This window comes from Streptococcus sp. A12 (assembly GCF_905372335.1).
Taxonomy (GTDB): Bacteria; Bacillota; Bacilli; order Lactobacillales; family Streptococcaceae; genus Streptococcus.
Genome location: NZ_CAJPOU010000016.1, coordinates 1 through 15,820, shown reverse-complemented (window position 1 = coordinate 15,820; position 15,820 = coordinate 1). Strand labels below are relative to the sequence as shown.

At 46.6% G+C, this 15,820-nt stretch carries 17 protein-coding genes; 15 read left to right on the top strand and 2 right to left on the bottom strand.

What is annotated here, in order from left to right:
* Window positions 1-169 precede the first annotated feature (169 nt).
* Window positions 170-340, bottom strand: coding sequence for a DUF3042 family protein (locus QZ158_RS03650; RefSeq protein WP_003002781.1), 171 nt, complete (start codon window positions 338-340; stop codon window positions 170-172).
* A gap of 83 nt (window positions 341-423) precedes the next feature.
* Here QZ158_RS03650 and miaA point away from each other — a divergent pair, with 83 nt between their 5' ends.
* The 11 genes from miaA to QZ158_RS03595 all read left to right on the top strand — a co-directional run bounded on the left by miaA (window position 424) and on the right by QZ158_RS03595 (window position 10,684).
* Window positions 424-1,314 carry a tRNA (adenosine(37)-N6)-dimethylallyltransferase MiaA gene (miaA, locus tag QZ158_RS03645; RefSeq protein WP_293874904.1) on the top strand — a complete coding sequence of 297 codons (891 nt, stop codon included), beginning with the start codon at window positions 424-426 and terminating at the stop codon, window positions 1,312-1,314.
* Window positions 1,301-2,551, top strand: coding sequence for a GTPase HflX (hflX, locus tag QZ158_RS03640; RefSeq protein WP_195562879.1), 1,251 nt, complete (start codon window positions 1,301-1,303; stop codon window positions 2,549-2,551). The genes miaA and hflX overlap by 14 nt, the downstream gene beginning before the upstream one ends.
* Window positions 2,538-3,155 carry a cystathionine beta-lyase gene (locus QZ158_RS03635; RefSeq protein WP_293874898.1) on the top strand — a complete coding sequence of 206 codons (618 nt, stop codon included), beginning with the start codon at window positions 2,538-2,540 and terminating at the stop codon, window positions 3,153-3,155. The genes hflX and QZ158_RS03635 overlap by 14 nt, the downstream gene beginning before the upstream one ends.
* 10 nt (window positions 3,156-3,165) lie before the next feature.
* A complete protein-coding gene (gene rnz / locus QZ158_RS03630; RefSeq protein WP_293874896.1) occupies window positions 3,166-4,095 on the top strand; it encodes a ribonuclease Z in 930 nt (309 codons plus the stop codon).
* Window position 4,096: 1 nt separating this feature from the next.
* Complete coding sequence (locus tag QZ158_RS03625; RefSeq protein WP_293874893.1) at window positions 4,097-4,852, top strand: SDR family oxidoreductase; 756 nt, start codon at window positions 4,097-4,099, stop codon at window positions 4,850-4,852.
* Between the two features lie 10 nt (window positions 4,853-4,862).
* On the top strand, window positions 4,863-5,573 hold the full coding sequence (locus QZ158_RS03620) for a class I SAM-dependent methyltransferase (protein ID WP_293874890.1): 711 nt from the start codon (window positions 4,863-4,865) through the stop codon (window positions 5,571-5,573).
* 1 nt (window position 5,574) lies between these two features.
* Window positions 5,575-5,979, top strand: coding sequence for a GNAT family N-acetyltransferase (locus tag QZ158_RS03615; protein ID WP_293874887.1), 405 nt, complete (start codon window positions 5,575-5,577; stop codon window positions 5,977-5,979).
* 123 nt (window positions 5,980-6,102) lie between these two features.
* Window positions 6,103-8,319 carry a single-stranded-DNA-specific exonuclease RecJ gene (recJ, locus tag QZ158_RS03610; RefSeq protein ID WP_293874952.1) on the top strand — a complete coding sequence of 739 codons (2,217 nt, stop codon included), beginning with the start codon at window positions 6,103-6,105 and terminating at the stop codon, window positions 8,317-8,319.
* Between the two features lie 110 nt (window positions 8,320-8,429).
* On the top strand, window positions 8,430-8,942 hold the full coding sequence (locus QZ158_RS03605; RefSeq protein WP_003002788.1) for an adenine phosphoribosyltransferase: 513 nt from the start codon (window positions 8,430-8,432) through the stop codon (window positions 8,940-8,942).
* 101 nt (window positions 8,943-9,043) lie between these two features.
* Window positions 9,044-9,988 (top strand): homoserine O-succinyltransferase, encoded by a 945-nt coding sequence (metA, locus tag QZ158_RS03600; protein ID WP_293874879.1) that lies wholly within the window; start codon window positions 9,044-9,046, stop codon window positions 9,986-9,988.
* 9 nt (window positions 9,989-9,997) lie between these two features.
* Window positions 9,998-10,684 (top strand): DnaD domain-containing protein, encoded by a 687-nt coding sequence (locus QZ158_RS03595; protein ID WP_293874876.1) that lies wholly within the window; start codon window positions 9,998-10,000, stop codon window positions 10,682-10,684.
* 37 nt (window positions 10,685-10,721) lie between these two features.
* On the opposite strand, the gene add is transcribed toward QZ158_RS03595, so the two are convergent.
* Entirely contained in the window at window positions 10,722-11,741 is a 1,020-nt protein-coding gene (add, locus tag QZ158_RS03590) for an adenosine deaminase (protein ID WP_293874873.1), read from the bottom strand.
* A gap of 138 nt (window positions 11,742-11,879) precedes the next feature.
* Between add and yghU the strand changes: the two genes are divergently transcribed.
* From yghU to QZ158_RS03570, 4 genes are all read left to right on the top strand, one after another.
* Window positions 11,880-12,668, top strand: a complete 789-nt coding sequence (gene yghU / locus QZ158_RS03585) for a glutathione-dependent disulfide-bond oxidoreductase (protein ID WP_293874870.1) — start codon at window positions 11,880-11,882, stop codon at window positions 12,666-12,668.
* A gap of 485 nt (window positions 12,669-13,153) precedes the next feature.
* On the top strand, window positions 13,154-13,843 hold the full coding sequence (locus tag QZ158_RS03580) for a tRNA (adenine(22)-N(1))-methyltransferase TrmK (RefSeq protein ID WP_293874867.1): 690 nt from the start codon (window positions 13,154-13,156) through the stop codon (window positions 13,841-13,843).
* Window positions 13,830-14,627, top strand: a complete 798-nt coding sequence (locus QZ158_RS03575; RefSeq protein ID WP_293874864.1) for a Nif3-like dinuclear metal center hexameric protein — start codon at window positions 13,830-13,832, stop codon at window positions 14,625-14,627. Before QZ158_RS03580 ends, QZ158_RS03575 begins: the two co-directional genes overlap by 14 nt.
* 6 nt (window positions 14,628-14,633) lie before the next feature.
* Window positions 14,634-15,743, top strand: coding sequence for an FAD-dependent oxidoreductase (locus tag QZ158_RS03570; RefSeq protein ID WP_293874861.1), 1,110 nt, complete (start codon window positions 14,634-14,636; stop codon window positions 15,741-15,743).
* The last annotated feature ends 77 nt before the right edge of the window (window positions 15,744-15,820 follow it).

Genomic DNA, 15,820 nt, shown 5'->3' with positions numbered 1-15,820 from the left:
GAAACAAATGTGTTTCAGGAATTCGGTAGTTTTGAGACCTTAGGCTCGAAACTAAGTCATGGAACTTCTTTGAAGTTCGCTGACGTCCGTACTCACCTAAGGAAAGTTTTTCAGAAGAATTTATTTTTAATCTAAAAAAACTCCGGGAAACCGGAGTTTTTTCGTTTGATTAGTGCGATACACGACGACGTGCTGCTTTTTTGCGGTTTTCTTCGATGAAAGCTGCTTTTTGTTCTTCAGGCTCGATTACTTTTTTCTTGAATGTGTAAACTGCACCTGCTACAGCAGCAACTGTACCAGCAACACCAGTAACAAAACCTTTACCAAATCCTTTAGCCATGAGAATTTCTCCTTTTTAGAACTTTAAATTTTTATGTTATAATATATGGTAACGAAAAAATGCGATTTTTGCAAGGAAAAACGATGAAAAACAAGATAATAGTGATAGTGGGACCGACCGCTGTTGGGAAAACAGCCCTCGCTATCGAGGTGGCCCAGCGCTTTCAGGGGGAGGTCATCAGCGGAGATAGCCAGCAGGTCTACCGCACTCTAGATATTGGAACGGCCAAGGCTAGCCCAGAAGAGCAGGCAGCAGCTCCCCATCATCTGATCGATGTCCGCGAGGTGACAGAGACTTACTCGGCCTATGATTTTGTAACAGAAGCCAGCCAAGCCATCGAGGAGATTCAAGGACGGGGGAACCTTCCTATTATTGCTGGAGGGACAGGCCTCTATGTTCAAAGTCTCTTAGAAGGTTATCACCTAGGAGGAGATGTTGCCCACGAGGACATTCTATCCTATCGGGAGTCCTTGTCCCCTCTCACTGATGAAGAACTGTTTGACCGAGTAGCAAAAGAGGGAATTGAAATTCCGCAGATCAATCGTAGACGAGCAATGCGGGCCTTGGAAATCGCCCATTTCGGTCAGGACTTGGAAAATCAAGCTCCAGCCTATGAACCCTATATCATCTGTCTAGACGATGATCGCCAAGCCTTGTATGACCGCATCAATCGACGGGTGGATCTCATGGTTGAGCAGGGCTTGTTAGAAGAAGCCCAGTGGCTCTATGACAACCATCCTGAGGTTCAGGCTGCGAAAGGGATTGGCTACAAGGAGCTCTTTCCTTATTTCAAGGGGGAGCAAAGTTTAGAAGAGGCTCTTGAACAGCTCAAGCAAAATACGCGCCGTTTTGCCAAGCGCCAGTTGACCTGGTTCCGCAATCGGATGACAGTTCATTTTTACCAGATTGGAGAAGAAGGCTTCAAGGAGCGGGTTCTTCAAGATATAGAAAGATTTTTAAATGATAGAAACTGAGAAAAAACAGGAGCGGGTCCTCATTGTTGGTGTCGAGCTCCAAGGCATGGAGAACTTTGACATGTCCATGGAGGAGTTGGCCAGTCTAGCCAAGACAGCCGGAGCAGAAGTCGTAGGGATCTACACCCAAAAGAGAGAAAAGTACGATAGCAAGACTTTTGTCGGCTCTGGAAAGCTAGAAGAGATTGCTCAAATGGTCGATGCGGATGAGGTTTCAACTGTTGTCGTTAACAACCGTTTGACCCCTCGCCAGAATGTGAATTTAGAAGAAATCTTAGGTGTAAAGGTCATCGACCGGATGCAGTTAATTTTGGATATTTTTGCCATGCGGGCACGAAGCCACGAAGGAAAGCTCCAGGTTCATCTGGCCCAGCTCAAGTACCTCTTACCCCGTCTCGTGGGTCAAGGGATCATGCTCAGCCGTCAGGCCGGGGGGATTGGTTCCCGTGGACCGGGAGAAAGTCAGTTGGAGTTGAACCGCCGGAGTGTCCGCAATCAAATCACCGATATCGAGCGTCAACTCAAGGTGGTCGAAAAGAACCGTGAAGTGGTACGGGAAAAACGCCTAGAATCCCCCATCTTTAAGATTGGCTTGATCGGCTATACCAACGCTGGCAAATCAACCATTATGAATGCCTTGACCAGTAAGACCCAATACGAGGCAGATGAACTCTTTGCGACCTTGGATGCGACCACCAAGAGCATTCATCTAACAGGCAATCTACAAGTAACTCTGACAGATACAGTCGGCTTTATTCAGGACTTACCGACAGAGTTGGTGACCAGCTTTAAGTCGACCCTGGAAGAAAGCAAGAATGTGGATCTCTTGGTCCATGTCATTGATGCCTCTGATCCCAATCATGAAGAGCATGAAAAAACAGTTCTTCAGATTATGAAGGATTTGGAGATGTTGGAGATTCCACGCTTGACTCTCTACAATAAAGCTGATAAAGTCGCGGACTTTACACCGACCCAGACACCTTATCGTCTGGTTTCGGCCAAGGATCCCGATAGTCGGACTAAACTGCAGGACATTCTACTTGAAAAGATGCAGGAGCTCTTCCATCCCTTTACGATTCAGGTTCCTTTTGATCAAGCCTACCGCATCCATGAATTGGAGACCATTGCCATATTGGCTGAGCGTTCCTATGAGGAGACTGGTGAGGTCATAACAGGCTACATCGCCCCCAAAAATGCATGGAGACTAGAGGAGTTTTATCATCATGGATTATCTTAATATCGCCCTCAGCTATGGTGGCTATACCAGTCTCGACAAGGTCTATTTGGAGCGGGTCTTAGCGGGATTGACAGAAGAGCAAAAGCTCCAGTTTATCACGCCACCGCCCAGTGTCATCAATGCCTACTTCGCTGAGCTTTACCAAAAGAAGAGTCCTGAAGCGGCAACAGACTATTATGAACAAGTCACTGAGGCCTTTGATCTCTATCAGACGAGTCCCAGCTTCGAGGAGGACAAACCCTTTGTCCGTCTCAATCTGTCTGGCAAGGCCTATGGCTTTTGCTACCGAGAGAAAGGATTGGCTCAAGTCTTTGCCCAGCAAGCAGAAGTTATCAGCATGGATCTCTTGTTTGAGATTGCGCAAATCTTTCCTCACTACCTCGTTTATGAAGAGGAAGGATTGATCTTGATGCGCCATGTTACGGATCGAGAGGTGGTGGAGACCAAGGAATTGTCAGCTTTGTCTCAATTTGAAGAGTTAGCAGATGGCAGCATCCGCCTGACTGGCTACAACCAGGACGAATTGGCCCAATTGGCTAGGGCCTACCCAGGAAAAATCGCCGTTCGATCGAAAAATCGGACCGCTATGATCTATATAAGTTAGAAAGAATACAATGGAAATTCAATTTTTAGGAACGGGTGCGGGCCAGCCGTCCAAATCTCGTAATGTCTCAAGTCTAGCGCTCAAACTCTTGGATGAGATCAATGAAGTTTGGCTCTTTGACTGTGGAGAAGGGACACAAAACCAAATATTAGAAACCAGCATCCGTCCTCGAAAAGTTAGCAAGATCTTTATCACCCACTTACACGGGGACCATATCTTTGGCTTGCCAGGTTTCCTCTCTAGCCGCGCCTTTCAGGCCAATGAAGACCAGACTGATCTAGAGATTTATGGACCGGTTGGGATCAAATCCTTTGTCTTGACCAGCCTTCGAGTTTCCGGTTCACGCCTGCCTTACAAGATCCATTTTCATGAGTTCGATGAAGGTTCACTTGGGAAAATCATGGAGACCGATAAGTTCACGGTCTATGCCGAGGCCTTGGACCACACCATTTTCTGTGTCGGCTACCGGGTCATGCAGAAGGATTTGGAGGGGACCCTCGACGCAGACAAGCTCAAGGCAGCAGGGGTTCCATTTGGACCACTCTTTGGCCAGGTCAAAAATGGGCAGGATGTTACCCTGGAAGATGGTACCAAGATCATTGCTGCGGATTATATCTCAGCCCCTCGACCGGGTAAGATCATCACCATCTTGGGCGATACCCGGAAGACCAATGCCAGCATTAGACTTGCCGTCAATGCCGATGTTCTCGTGCATGAGTCTACCTATGGCAAGGGCGATGAGAAGATTGCTCGTAAGCATGGCCACTCGACCAATATGCAGGCAGCAGAAGTGGCGCGTGAAGCAGGAGCCAAACGCCTTCTACTCAACCATATCAGTGCCCGCTTCCTCTCCAAGGACGTCAGTCAATTGCGTAAGGATGCTGCGACTGTGTTTGAGAAGGTCCATGTGGTCAAGGACTTGGAAGAAGTGGAGATCTAAGATGCGAACTATCATCATCACAGGAGCAAGTGGAGGCTTGGCACAAGAAATGGTCAAGCTCCTTCCTGAGGACCGGCTCATTCTCTTAGGCAGAAATCAAGAAAAACTGGAACAACTCTATGCTGACCATCCTCAAGCCGAATGCATTGGGATCGATATCACGGATTACTCAGCAGTCAAAGGCTTGGTAGAAGAGCTCTATCAGCGCTATGGGCAGATTGATGTCTTGGTCAACAATGCAGGCTATGGGATCTTTGAGACCTTTGATCGCGTTTCTGACGAGCAGGTGCGAGAGATGTTTGAAGTCAATACCTTTGCCCTCATGAACCTTTCACGCTTGATGGGTGCCCGCATGAAGACAGTAGGCAAGGGGCACATTGTTAACATCGTCAGCATGGCGGGATTAGTTGCAACTGCTAAATCTAGCCTTTATTCAGCCACCAAGTTTGCAGCCATTGGCTTCTCCAATGCCCTGCGCTTGGAACTCATGCCCTTTGGTGTTCATGTGACGACGGTTAATCCAGGACCCATTCGGACCACTTTCTTTGACCAGGCAGACCCAGACGGAAGCTATGTCAAAGCTGTGGATCGCTATATTTTGGAACCAGACTTTGTGGCCAAGAAAATTGTCAAACACTTTGGAAAACCAAAACGTGAGCTTAATCTTCCTTGGCTTTTGAACCTGACCCACAAGCTCTATACCATTTTCCCACGCATCTCAGACAAGCTGGCTAGCAAGATGTTTAATTTCAAATAGGAGGAGATAGATGGCCACAAATATTCAAGCCTATTTAGAAAACCTCCAGCAACCCTGGGGACAGATCTATTATGATATCCTTTTTGAACAATTACAGGACATCAAAGGTAAGCGGGTGCTTGATTTCGGCAGTGGCTTTGGTCTCGTGGCCAACCACCTGGCACAAGACAATGAAGTCCTTGCTGTGGAACCAAATGAGGAAATGGTGGCATTGCGGGGCCAGGACCATCCCTATCAGCAATTCGTCGGGAGTCTGGACCAGTTAGCAAGTCTTGAAGATGCCAGCTTTGATGTTATCCTCTGCCACAATGTCTTGGAGTATGTGGAGGATCGCAAGGTGATTCTCAGGGAATTCACCCGCCTCTTGAAACCAGGTGGCCTGCTCTCCATTGTCAAGCACAATGAAGTTGGCCGCGTCCTGCAGACTGTCGTCTTTGAAAATGATCCTCAGAAGGCGCTTGATCTCTTAGCCGGCCAAGATCTGGAAACCCACTCCATGGGCTTGGCCCAGGCCTATGATCTCGGTGCAGCAGTAGAAGATCTAGCCCTCGAAATTCAGGACTACCAAGGAATTCGTGTCTTTTATGGCTTACAGGACAATCGCTTCAAAGGCCAAGAAGGCTGGCGAGAGTCTATGCTTCAGATGGAGCGGGCTGTTTGTCAGGACTCCCCTTATCGGGATATGGCCTTCTTCCAGCACTATAGGTTAAAAAGGAGTTAAGATGTTAGAGTACAAACAAGAGATTCCAGCGATGGCAGACCTAGTCGCACTGTACGGCTCTGTTGGCTGGACCAATTATACCAGCAACCCAGCTATGCTGGAAGAAGCTGTCAAAGCCAGCCTCTGGCAGTTGGTCGTCTATGATGAGAAAGAGCTCGTCGCTTACATTCGCTTGGTAGGAGATGGTCACTCGGTCCTGTTGGTGCAAGATCTCTTGGTGCGACCAGATTACCAGCTCCAAGGCATCGGAAAGAAACTCCTAGAAGAGGCTTTAGCGACCTTTCCTAATGTCTATCAACGGCTTCTTGTCACTGAACGGAGCGAGAAAAATCTAGCTTTTTACCAATCGCTGGGCTTTGTCGAACTGTCAGAGCAAGCCTGTACAGGGATGATTTATAAAATTTGATGGAGAGGATTTCCGGATAGGGAATCCTTTCTTCATTTCTTCTGTAAAATCATTTTTTCGCATTTGAAAAAATAATTCATGTTATAATAAGAAGACTAGATGACAGGGAGAAAAGAAAAACAGATGATCACGTCAAAATATGAATGGCAGTTTGCTACGCCCTTTTCAGATGATACTTTTTTGGCGCAAGCAAAGAAGAGAGGATTAGAAGCATCTGCAGCCAAGTTACTGGGAGAACGAGGGATCCAGACGGAAGAGGCGCTGGATCGTTTTCTTGAACCTCGGCTAGAAGATCTGCATGATCCCTACCTGTTTCACGATATGGACAAGGCAGTGGATCGCATTCGCCAAGCCATTGAAGACTATGAACAAATCCTAGTTTATGGGGACTATGATGCGGACGGGATGACGGCCGCTTCTATTATGAAGGAAACCCTGGAGCAGATGGGGGCGGAAGTAACCGTCTATCTACCCAACCGCTTTACGGATGGCTACGGTCCCAATGCCAGTGTCTACAAGTATTTTATTGAACAGCAGGGGATTTCCCTTATCATCACGGTGGACAATGGTGTAGCTGGTCATGAAGCCATTGACATGGCCCAAAGCATGGGAGTAGATGTTATTGTGACCGACCACCATGCCATGCCAGAAGTCTTGCCCGATGCCTATGCCATCATTCACCCCGAGCATCCAGATGCCGACTATCCTTTCAAGCACCTAGCGGGCTGTGGGGTTGCCTTTAAGTTGGCCTGTGCCCTCCTAGAAGAGGTGCCCCTAGATTTCCTTGATCTGGTTGCCATTGGGACCATTGCGGATATGGTCAGTCTGACAGACGAGAACCGCACCCTAGTCAAGTATGGCCTAGGTGTCCTTCGTCAAACCCAACGGATCGGTCTCCAGGAAATGCTCAAGCTGGCCTCCATCGCTCCTCAAGATGTAAATGAAGAAACGGTTGGTTTTCAGATTGCCCCTCGTCTCAATGCGCTGGGTCGCTTGGATGACCCAAATCCAGCGGTCGAGCTCTTGACGGGCTTTGACGACGAAGAAGCGCTGGAAATTGCGCTGATGATTCAAGCCAAGAATGAAGAGCGCAAGGAGATCGTCCAAGCCATCTATGATGAAGCCAAAGCCATGGTCGACCCAAGTCTTCCTGTTCAAATCTTGGCCAAGGAAGGCTGGAATCCTGGTGTCTTAGGGATCGTGGCCGGTCGTCTACTTGAAGAGCTTCATCAGCCCATCATCGTCCTCACCATAGACCAAGGCAAGGCCAAGGGAAGTGCACGAAGTCCCGAAAGTGTCCATATTTTTGAAGCCCTAGATCCCCATCGGGATCTCTTTATCGCCTTTGGAGGCCATGCGGGTGCAGCTGGTATGACTCTGGAAGTTGACAAGCTTCCTCGTCTGACTGAGATTTTTTCTAACTATATTGTAGAAAAAGGGATTGACCTGACGGCCAAATCCACCCTCTTTGTGGATGAGGAGTTGGATCTAGAAGAGCTGACCTTGGATACCTTGAAGAGTTTTGACCGTCTCGCTCCTTTTGGGATGGACCATAATAAACCTGTCTTTTACATTCGTGATTTTCAAGTGGAGTCTAGTCGGACCATGGGGGCTGGTAATAGCCATCTGAAGTTGAAGATTCAAAAAGGCGATGCCCATTTTGATGTGGTGGCTTTTGGCCAGGGCCATTTGGAATTGGAGTACTCCCAAGCGAAAAACTTGGAGTTGGTGGTATCCTTGTCCGTCAATCAGTGGAATGGACAGACCACCCTGCAACTGATGGTCGTGGACGCCCGTGTAGAAGGAGTACAGCTCTACAATATCCGAGGGAAAAATGCTCCTCTCCCACCAGCCATCCCACTCTTTAGTCAGTTAGAAGGAGTGGTTGATTCCCCAGCCATTGTCATCGATCGCATACCGGATGATCTGGCTGACTTAAAAGCCTTCTTCCAAGAACAGAGCTTCCAAGCGGTCTATTTTAAAAATGAACTAGACAAGGCCTATTACCTGACAGGCTACGGCAGTCGTGATCAGTATGCTAAACTCTACAAAACGTTGTATCAGTTCCCTGAGTTTGATATTCGCCATAAGCTCAGCCAACTATCTGACTACCTCAAGATTCCACAAGTTTTGTTGATCAAGATGATCCAAATCTTCCAAGAGTTGGGCTTTGTCCAGATTGAAAATGGCATCATGACGGTCAACAAGGATGCAGAGAAGAAGGAGATTGCCTCTAGTTCCGTTTATCAGGACTTGGTGCAGACGGTCAAAGACCAGGAACTCATGGCCCTAGGATCTGTGCAAGAAATTTATAATTATTTGCTTTCTGATGATAAGTAAGGTTTTGTCAACAATTACACTAAAGTATGCTTTTTTAAGACTTTCAAGTGCATCTCATAAATTTTCATGGTATAATGAAATGTAAACATAAATTTTGAAAGAAGTTAGAAATGAATTTAAAAGATTACATTGCAAGCATTGAGAACTATCCACAAGAAGGAATTACCTTCCGTGATATCAGCCCTTTAATGGCAGATGGCAATGCTTATAGTTATGCGATTCGTGAAATCGTTCAATACGCAACCGATAAGAAAATCGACATGATTGTCGGCCCTGAAGCGCGTGGATTCATCGTTGGATGTCCGGTCGCTTTCGAGCTCGGTATTGGTTTTGCGCCTGTTCGGAAACCTGGCAAATTGCCACGTGAAGTCATCTCAGCGGACTACGAAAAAGAATACGGTGTGGATACCTTGACCATGCACGCCGATGCTATCAAACCAGGTCAACGCGTTCTCATCGTCGATGACCTCTTGGCAACAGGTGGTACGGTTAAAGCAACCATCGAAATGATCGAAAAACTTGGTGGAGTGGTTGCAGGTTGTGCCTTCTTGATTGAGCTCGATGATCTCAAAGGCCGCGAAGCTATCGGTGACTACGATTACAAGGTCTTGATGCATTACTAATATAGTTTAGAGCTATATCTAGATAGAGAAAAACCATAATTGAAAACTATATGCTCCTGTCTTATAATAAGAGGTAACAACTTATAAGATGGGAGCTTTTTATGCCAATTACCTTAGATAAGAAATTACCAGCAGTTGATATTCTTCGCTCAGAAAATATTTTTGTCATGGATGATATTCGGGCAACTCACCAAGATATTCGTCCGATGAATGTTCTGATTTTGAATCTCATGCCGACTAAGGTAGCCACTGAGACTCAACTCTTACGCCTCCTGGCCAATACTCCCTTGCAGATCAATGTGGATTTCCTCTATATGACCAGCCATGAGTCTAAGACGACAGCGGCAGAACATATGGAAGTCTTCTACAAATCCTTCGAGGATATTAAAGAGAACTATTATGATGGCTTGATTATTACGGGAGCTCCCGTAGAGAAATTAGCCTTTGAGGAAGTGGATTACTGGGAGGAGCTAACAAAGGTTTTTGCTTGGTCGAAACGCCATGTTTTTTCAACCTTGCATCTTTGTTGGGGAGCCCAAGCTGGTCTCTATTACCGCTATGGGATTGAAAAAGTAGCCCTCTGCGACAAGCTATCTGGGATCTATGAGCAAACAGTTATGAATCCGCAGAGTCGCTTGATGCGTGGCTTTGACGATGCTTTTTTGGCCCCTCACTCACGTTATACAGATGTCCCCCTCAAGGAAGTGCTAGACAAGAGCAACTTGCAAGTCCTGGCTCAGGGGGGTGAAGTAGGATTATCCATCCTGGCCAGTCCAGACCTTCGAGAGGTCTATAGTTTTGGCCATTTGGAATATGACCGTGATACCTTGGCCAAGGAATACCAGAGAGATGTCAAAGCAGGCTTGAATCCAGATCTTCCAAAGAATTATTACGATCAGGATGACAGTAGTCGTGACCCACGGATGCGGTGGAACTTAGCGGCAGCCAACTTCTTTAGTAATTGGATCAATTATGCAGTTTACCAAGAAACTCCTTATCGTTTGGAGGAGTTAGAAAAAGATATTTCATTTTATGGTTACCTATAAAGGGGTAGTATGACATATTCACAAGCATTTAAGTCGGGCAATTTGGTTTTACCAAGTGCCTTACTTTTCCATTATCAGCATTTATTTAAAGACGCAGAGGATTTTCTGGTTTGGCAGTTCTTTTATTTGCAAAACACGACCAACCAATCCAGCCTCACACCTAATCAAATTGCAGATGCAATCGGTAAATCGGTCACAGAAGTCAACCAGTCCATGTCTCGCCTGACCAACCAAGGGTTGCTCCAATATCGGACCATTGAGTTAGATGGCGAGATTGAAGTTCTTTTTGATGCGACTGTTGCCCTCGAGCGCTTGGATGACTTGCTTCAAAGCAAGACAGAAGTAGCACAGCGCGGGCAAGACAAGCAAGCAGAGAATGAACTGGCTGATTTGGTCAAAACCTTTGAGCAGGAGTTGGGACGTTTATTGACGCCATTTGAAATCGAAGATTTGACGCAGACAGTCAAGCAGGATCAAACAGACCCTGATATTGTAAAGGCTGCCTTGAGAGAAGCTGTCTTTAATGGCAAGCCTCACTGGAAATACATCCAGGCCATCCTGCGCAATTGGCGACGGGAGGGGATTACCAGTTTGACACAATTAAAAATCAAACAACAAGAACGGGAAGCCCTTCAGCCTGAAAATGTCACAGTTTCAGATGATTTCTTACAGGCGATGGATTTGTGGAAAGATTAAAAAAACTAGCACTTATTTGAGTGCTAGTTTTTTTCGTTTATAAATAGTCAGCGTAAGCTTTTTCTAGTTTGGTGAGGAGTTCTTGCTTTTCCTCATCACTAGCAAAGGAAGCTTGGATAGCATCGACATTGTGCTGGTAAAAGTCGACTGGCGTCGTATGGAAGTGGCGATGGTAGAGGGTATATTCCTTGGTCAAATCCGTATCAGAGACGGTCCGGTTATCGGTGTTGATACTGATATGGGCCTGAGCTTCCTTCATTTTGAGGTAAGGGAAGTCCGCCACAGTGGCAGCTGCCTTGGTTTGAAGGTTACTAGTTAAACAGAGCTCACCGGTGACCCCATTTTTCACAAACTCTTTTAGAAGCTTTGGTTCATCCGCTAGCAAGGTCACGTGACCATTTCGTTTGATGCCATAGGCCATGGATTGAGCGACGTTGGCTGGACAGTGGCACTCGCCAGCATGCAGGGTCATGGGACGGTTGTAACTTTTGACCTGTTGGATGAGGGCATCAATAGCTTGTGGTGGATAGTGGTGCTCATCCCCAGCGAAGTCAAAACCAACAAAATCCTGATTTCTAACCTGGTTAGCTTCTGCCAGGATGTGAGAAGTGAGTTCTTGATCAGACTGGCGCATACCACAAACCAGGGCTTTCGAGACAATGTCAAATTCATCCTGGGCTTGGCGTAGTCCTTCACAGACAGCATCGATAGTTTCTGGGACAGTGAGCCCTTGGTCCATGGACAATTCTGGGGCAAAGCGCACCTCAATGTAGACGACATTTTCCAAAGCAGCTTGCTTGGCCACATCATAAGCAGCAAGGGTCAAGGCTTCCTTGGTCTGAAGAAGAGGGCGAATGTAGTCAAAGGCCTCCAAATAGTCCAAAAGATTCTCACAGTGGGCAGGTGCAGTGACATGGTGCTTGAGCTCTTCATCACTAGCAGGAAGGTCAATATTGGCCATGGCTGCCAATTGGCGAATGGTCGGAAGAGACAAGGAACCGTCTAAGTGGCAGTGTAGTTCTGTCTTTGCCAAACTATGAAAGTCGATCGTGGACATGTTTTTTCTCCTTCAAAATGTATTTTTTCTATACTATCATTTTGCCAAGAAAAGTCAAGTAAAGCTAGTGTAGCAGATTTTTGAAACTAGAGGCAGGATTTGATATGCTAGTAGTAACATAGACAAAGGAGAAAAGAGATGTCAGATTATCAATTACCAGAAGTATGGGAAGCACCGAACCAGATGGGAGGAGCCTGGGGTGGCTTGAACCAACCAACAGCAGGTGCCCGCTTTGAACAAACTCTTCCAAAAGGGGATCAGCCTTTCCAACTCTATACCCTTCCAACTCCAAATGGGATTAAGGTAACCATTATGCTGGAGGAATTGAAAGAGCTGGGAGTGGATGCAGGCTACGACGCTTATCGCATCAAGATTGGTGAGGGAGATCAATTTGGCAGTGACTTTGTAGCCATCAATCCCAACTCAAAAATTCCAGCCATGTTGGATCAATCAGGCGACCAAGACATTCGGGTCTTTGAATCAGCCAATATTCTCTTGTATCTAGCTGAGAAATTTGGCAAATTGATCCCGACTGATCCAGCTAAACGGACAGAAGTGCTCAACTGGCTCTTCTGGCAGACAGGGGCTGCGCCATTTTTAGGTGGAGGCTTTGGCCATTTCTTCCACTATGCACCTGAAAGAATCGAGTATGCCATCAACCGTTTTGCTATGGAAGCTAAACGCCAATTAGACTTACTGGATAAGGAATTGGCGACTAAACCTTATATTGCAGGAGATGACTATACCATTGCAGATATCGCCATCTGGTCTTGGTATGGCCGTCTAGCCCAAGACAAGGTCTGGGACCGTGCCGGAATTTTCCTAGATGTGAAGGAATACAAGCATTTGCAAGCCTGGACAGAGAAAATCGCCAATCGCCCAGCTGTGCAACGAGGCTTGGAAGTGGACTATAAGGAAATTGACTAAAGTCTAAGCATAGATAACTCAATTGTATTGAGATTTTCTTTAGGTGAGTTCGGACGTCAGCGAACTTCATAGAAGTTCCATGACTAAATCAAGATACAAAGGTCGTCTGCGGATAAAGTCAAAATAGGAAGTTTGACGAAGAAATTTTGGATTCTAGGAAAACTTATCTTTTTGACACGAGCCACAGCCCGTGTTCAATTCGTTTTGAACCCCTTCGCTTTTCAATTTTTAGGCTCAGGCTAAAACAGTTCCCCGAACTGTTTTACTTTTAAAACTCCTGAGTGCATGAAACAAAAAGTTTCATGCACTTTTCTCACTGCAGAAAACTCAATACGTATTTTTGGAGCTCCAAAAATAAGAGATTTCTCAAAATATATATCTAGCTAAACAATTTAGAAGCAATTTGAATAGGCGCCGTTGCGCCTTTTTTTAATGGTGCAAACATGGTATACTAAAGGATGGAATAAAAGTTTAGAAAGTTGCACATGGAATTTACAAAATTATCAAATCGCTTGGACTTGGTGGCTAGCTTCGTCCCAGCTAGAGCGCGTCTGTTGGATGTAGGGAGTGACCATGCTTATCTGCCAATCGCCCTCTTACAAGAAGGTAAGATTGAGGCCGCTATCGCTGGTGAAGTGGTTGATGGGCCTTATCAGTCTGCCCTCCAAAATGTCGCCGATAATGGCTTAGAGAGCAAGATTGAGGTCCGTCTGGCCAATGGTTTGGCTGCATTTGAACCAACAGATGGCATTTCCTGTATTACTATTGCAGGCATGGGAGGACGCTTGATTGCAGATATCCTAGCGGCAGGTTTTGAGAAATTAGCTGGTGTCTCTCGCTTGGTCTTCCAGCCCAATAATCGAGAAGATGAACTGCGGGCTTGGTTGGTAAACCATGATTTTCGCATTGTTGATGAAGCTATCTTGGAAGAAAATGAGAAGTTCTATGAGATCCTTGTGGTGGAACAGAGTACTCAAGAGTTGACAGCTAAGGAACTGCGTTTTGGTCCCCATTTGATGCGGGAACAAGCTCCAGCCTTTGTCCAAAAGTGGTCCAAGGAAGTAGAGAAATTAGCCTTTGCCTTGGAGCAGGTCCCAGTTGAGAATCAATCTGCTAGAGCATCGTTAGAAGAGCGCATCGCACAAATCAAGGAGGTTCTACATGTTAGCAAGTGAAGTTATCAAACGCTATGAAGCCTACTGTCCTCAGGAATTGTCTATGGAGGGAGATGTCTGTGGTCTACAGGTCGGCACGCTGCAAAAAGACATCCATAAGGTCATGGTAGCCCTAGATATCCGCGAGCAGACGGTGGCTGAAGCTATCGCCCATGGGGTGGACTTGATCATCGTTAAGCACGCGCCCATTTTCCGTCCCATCAAGGATTTGGTAGCCGATCGGGCTCAAAATCAGATCTATATTGACCTGATCAAGCATGATATCGCAGTCTATGTCAGCCATACCAATATTGACATTGTCCCAGATGGTCTCAACGATTGGTTCTGCCAGCTTTTGGATATTGAAGATACAGAGCCCCTCAGCATGACAGGAGAAGGAATCGGAATCGGCCGGATCGGTCAGGTGTCTGCCCAAACCTTTGGCCAGTTGGCTAGCAAGGTCAAAGAAACCTTTGGCTTAGATGCTTTGCGCTTGGTTCATTATGACCAGGCTGATTTGGAATGGGTCATTGAGTGTGTTGCTATCTGTGGAGGAAGTGGCCAGTCCTTTTACAAGGATGCTCTTGCTAAGGGAGCTGAGGTCTATATCACAGGAGATATCTACTACCACACGGCTCAGGACATGCTGAGCGATGGCCTCTTGGCCTTGGATCCAGGACACCATATCGAAGTTCTTTTTGTGTCAAAATTAGTAGAAAAGCTTAACCAGTGGAAGGATGAGGAAGCCTGGGAGATTGAAGTGATTGGCAGTCAAGCCAGCACCAATCCTTTTTACCATATCTAAGGGGTCATGATGAAAGTAGCCATTATCGGTGCAGGGATCGTAGGATCCACTGCAGCCTATTATTTATCCAAAGAAGCACAAGTGGATGTGACTGTCTATGACCATGGAGTCGGCCAAGCAACTAAGGCAGCGGCAGGCATTATTAGCCCTTGGTTTTCCAAACGGCGGAACAAGGCCTGGTATCGCCTCGCTCGTCTGGGAGCTGATTTTTACCAAGAATTGGTAGAAGACCTGGCCAAGGACGGAATTAAAACAGATTTTTACCAGCAGACCGGTGTCTATCTCCTCAAGAAAAAGGAGGAGAAATTAGACGAACTCTATCAGTTGGCGCTGAGCCGTCGGGAAGAATCTCCCTTGATTGGAGACTTGGCGATTTTAACCAAAGAAGAGGTGGCCCAGCAATTCCCAGGGCTGCAAGGTTTTGAGAAGCTGCTCTATGCATCAGGTGGAGCCCATGTAGAGGGAGCGCTTCTGACGGAAACCCTTCTTAAAGCCAGTGGCGCAAGAGTGATCAAGGAAGAGGTTGCTCTCTCAGTCTCAAGTGATGGCTATCAGATTGAAGGAGAAAGCTATGACCAAGTCATCCTAGCAACAGGAGCCTGGCTGGGGCAAATGCTCGAGCCACTTGGTTACCAAGTTGATGTCCGTCCTCAAAAAGGACAGTTGCGGGATTATCAGCTAGACTTAGTTACTGATGATTATCCCGTGGTCATGCCGGAAGGAGAGATGGATATCATTCCCTTCCAAAAGGGCAAGATCAGTATGGGAGCCACTCATGAGAATAAGATGGGCTTTGACCTGACGGTAGATCAAGTTCTGCTCAATCAGATGGAAACAGAAGCTTTGGCCTACTATCCAGAACTAGCTCAAGCGACAGTTGTCGGCGAGCGCGTGGGTACACGGGCCTACACCAGTGACTTTTCACCATTCTGGGGGGCTCTTCCCAATCAAGCTGGTATTTATGTCGCCAGTGGCCTAGGTTCGTCCGGCCTCACAACAGGTCCCCTCATTGGTTGGCATCTAGCCCAACTAGTGGCAGGAGGCAACCTACGCTTAGATTCAGCAGATTATCCAGTTGAACAATATGTGACGAAGAGAGTGGGACAAAAGTCCTAGCCTCTCAATTGTCTTTGGATAGTCGAGCAAGACGCAGTGGTTGAGTGGGCTCTACTACGCTGAATTCATCAGCTTTT

Coding starts and splice junctions, on each gene's coding strand:
- QZ158_RS03650 (WP_003002781.1), bottom strand. CDS start 340: ATGGCTAAAGGATTTGGTAAAGGTTTTGTTACTGGTGTTGCTGGTACA.
- miaA (WP_293874904.1), top strand. CDS start 424: ATGAAAAACAAGATAATAGTGATAGTGGGACCGACCGCTGTTGGGAAA.
- hflX (WP_195562879.1), top strand. CDS start 1,301: ATGATAGAAACTGAGAAAAAACAGGAGCGGGTCCTCATTGTTGGTGTC.
- QZ158_RS03635 (WP_293874898.1), top strand. CDS start 2,538: ATGGATTATCTTAATATCGCCCTCAGCTATGGTGGCTATACCAGTCTC.
- rnz (WP_293874896.1), top strand. CDS start 3,166: ATGGAAATTCAATTTTTAGGAACGGGTGCGGGCCAGCCGTCCAAATCT.
- QZ158_RS03625 (WP_293874893.1), top strand. CDS start 4,097: ATGCGAACTATCATCATCACAGGAGCAAGTGGAGGCTTGGCACAAGAA.
- QZ158_RS03620 (WP_293874890.1), top strand. CDS start 4,863: ATGGCCACAAATATTCAAGCCTATTTAGAAAACCTCCAGCAACCCTGG.
- QZ158_RS03615 (WP_293874887.1), top strand. CDS start 5,575: ATGTTAGAGTACAAACAAGAGATTCCAGCGATGGCAGACCTAGTCGCA.
- recJ (WP_293874952.1), top strand. CDS start 6,103: ATGATCACGTCAAAATATGAATGGCAGTTTGCTACGCCCTTTTCAGAT.
- QZ158_RS03605 (WP_003002788.1), top strand. CDS start 8,430: ATGAATTTAAAAGATTACATTGCAAGCATTGAGAACTATCCACAAGAA.
- metA (WP_293874879.1), top strand. CDS start 9,044: ATGCCAATTACCTTAGATAAGAAATTACCAGCAGTTGATATTCTTCGC.
- QZ158_RS03595 (WP_293874876.1), top strand. CDS start 9,998: ATGACATATTCACAAGCATTTAAGTCGGGCAATTTGGTTTTACCAAGT.
- add (WP_293874873.1), bottom strand. CDS start 11,741: ATGTCCACGATCGACTTTCATAGTTTGGCAAAGACAGAACTACACTGC.
- yghU (WP_293874870.1), top strand. CDS start 11,880: ATGTCAGATTATCAATTACCAGAAGTATGGGAAGCACCGAACCAGATG.
- QZ158_RS03580 (WP_293874867.1), top strand. CDS start 13,154: ATGGAATTTACAAAATTATCAAATCGCTTGGACTTGGTGGCTAGCTTC.
- QZ158_RS03575 (WP_293874864.1), top strand. CDS start 13,830: ATGTTAGCAAGTGAAGTTATCAAACGCTATGAAGCCTACTGTCCTCAG.
- QZ158_RS03570 (WP_293874861.1), top strand. CDS start 14,634: ATGATGAAAGTAGCCATTATCGGTGCAGGGATCGTAGGATCCACTGCA.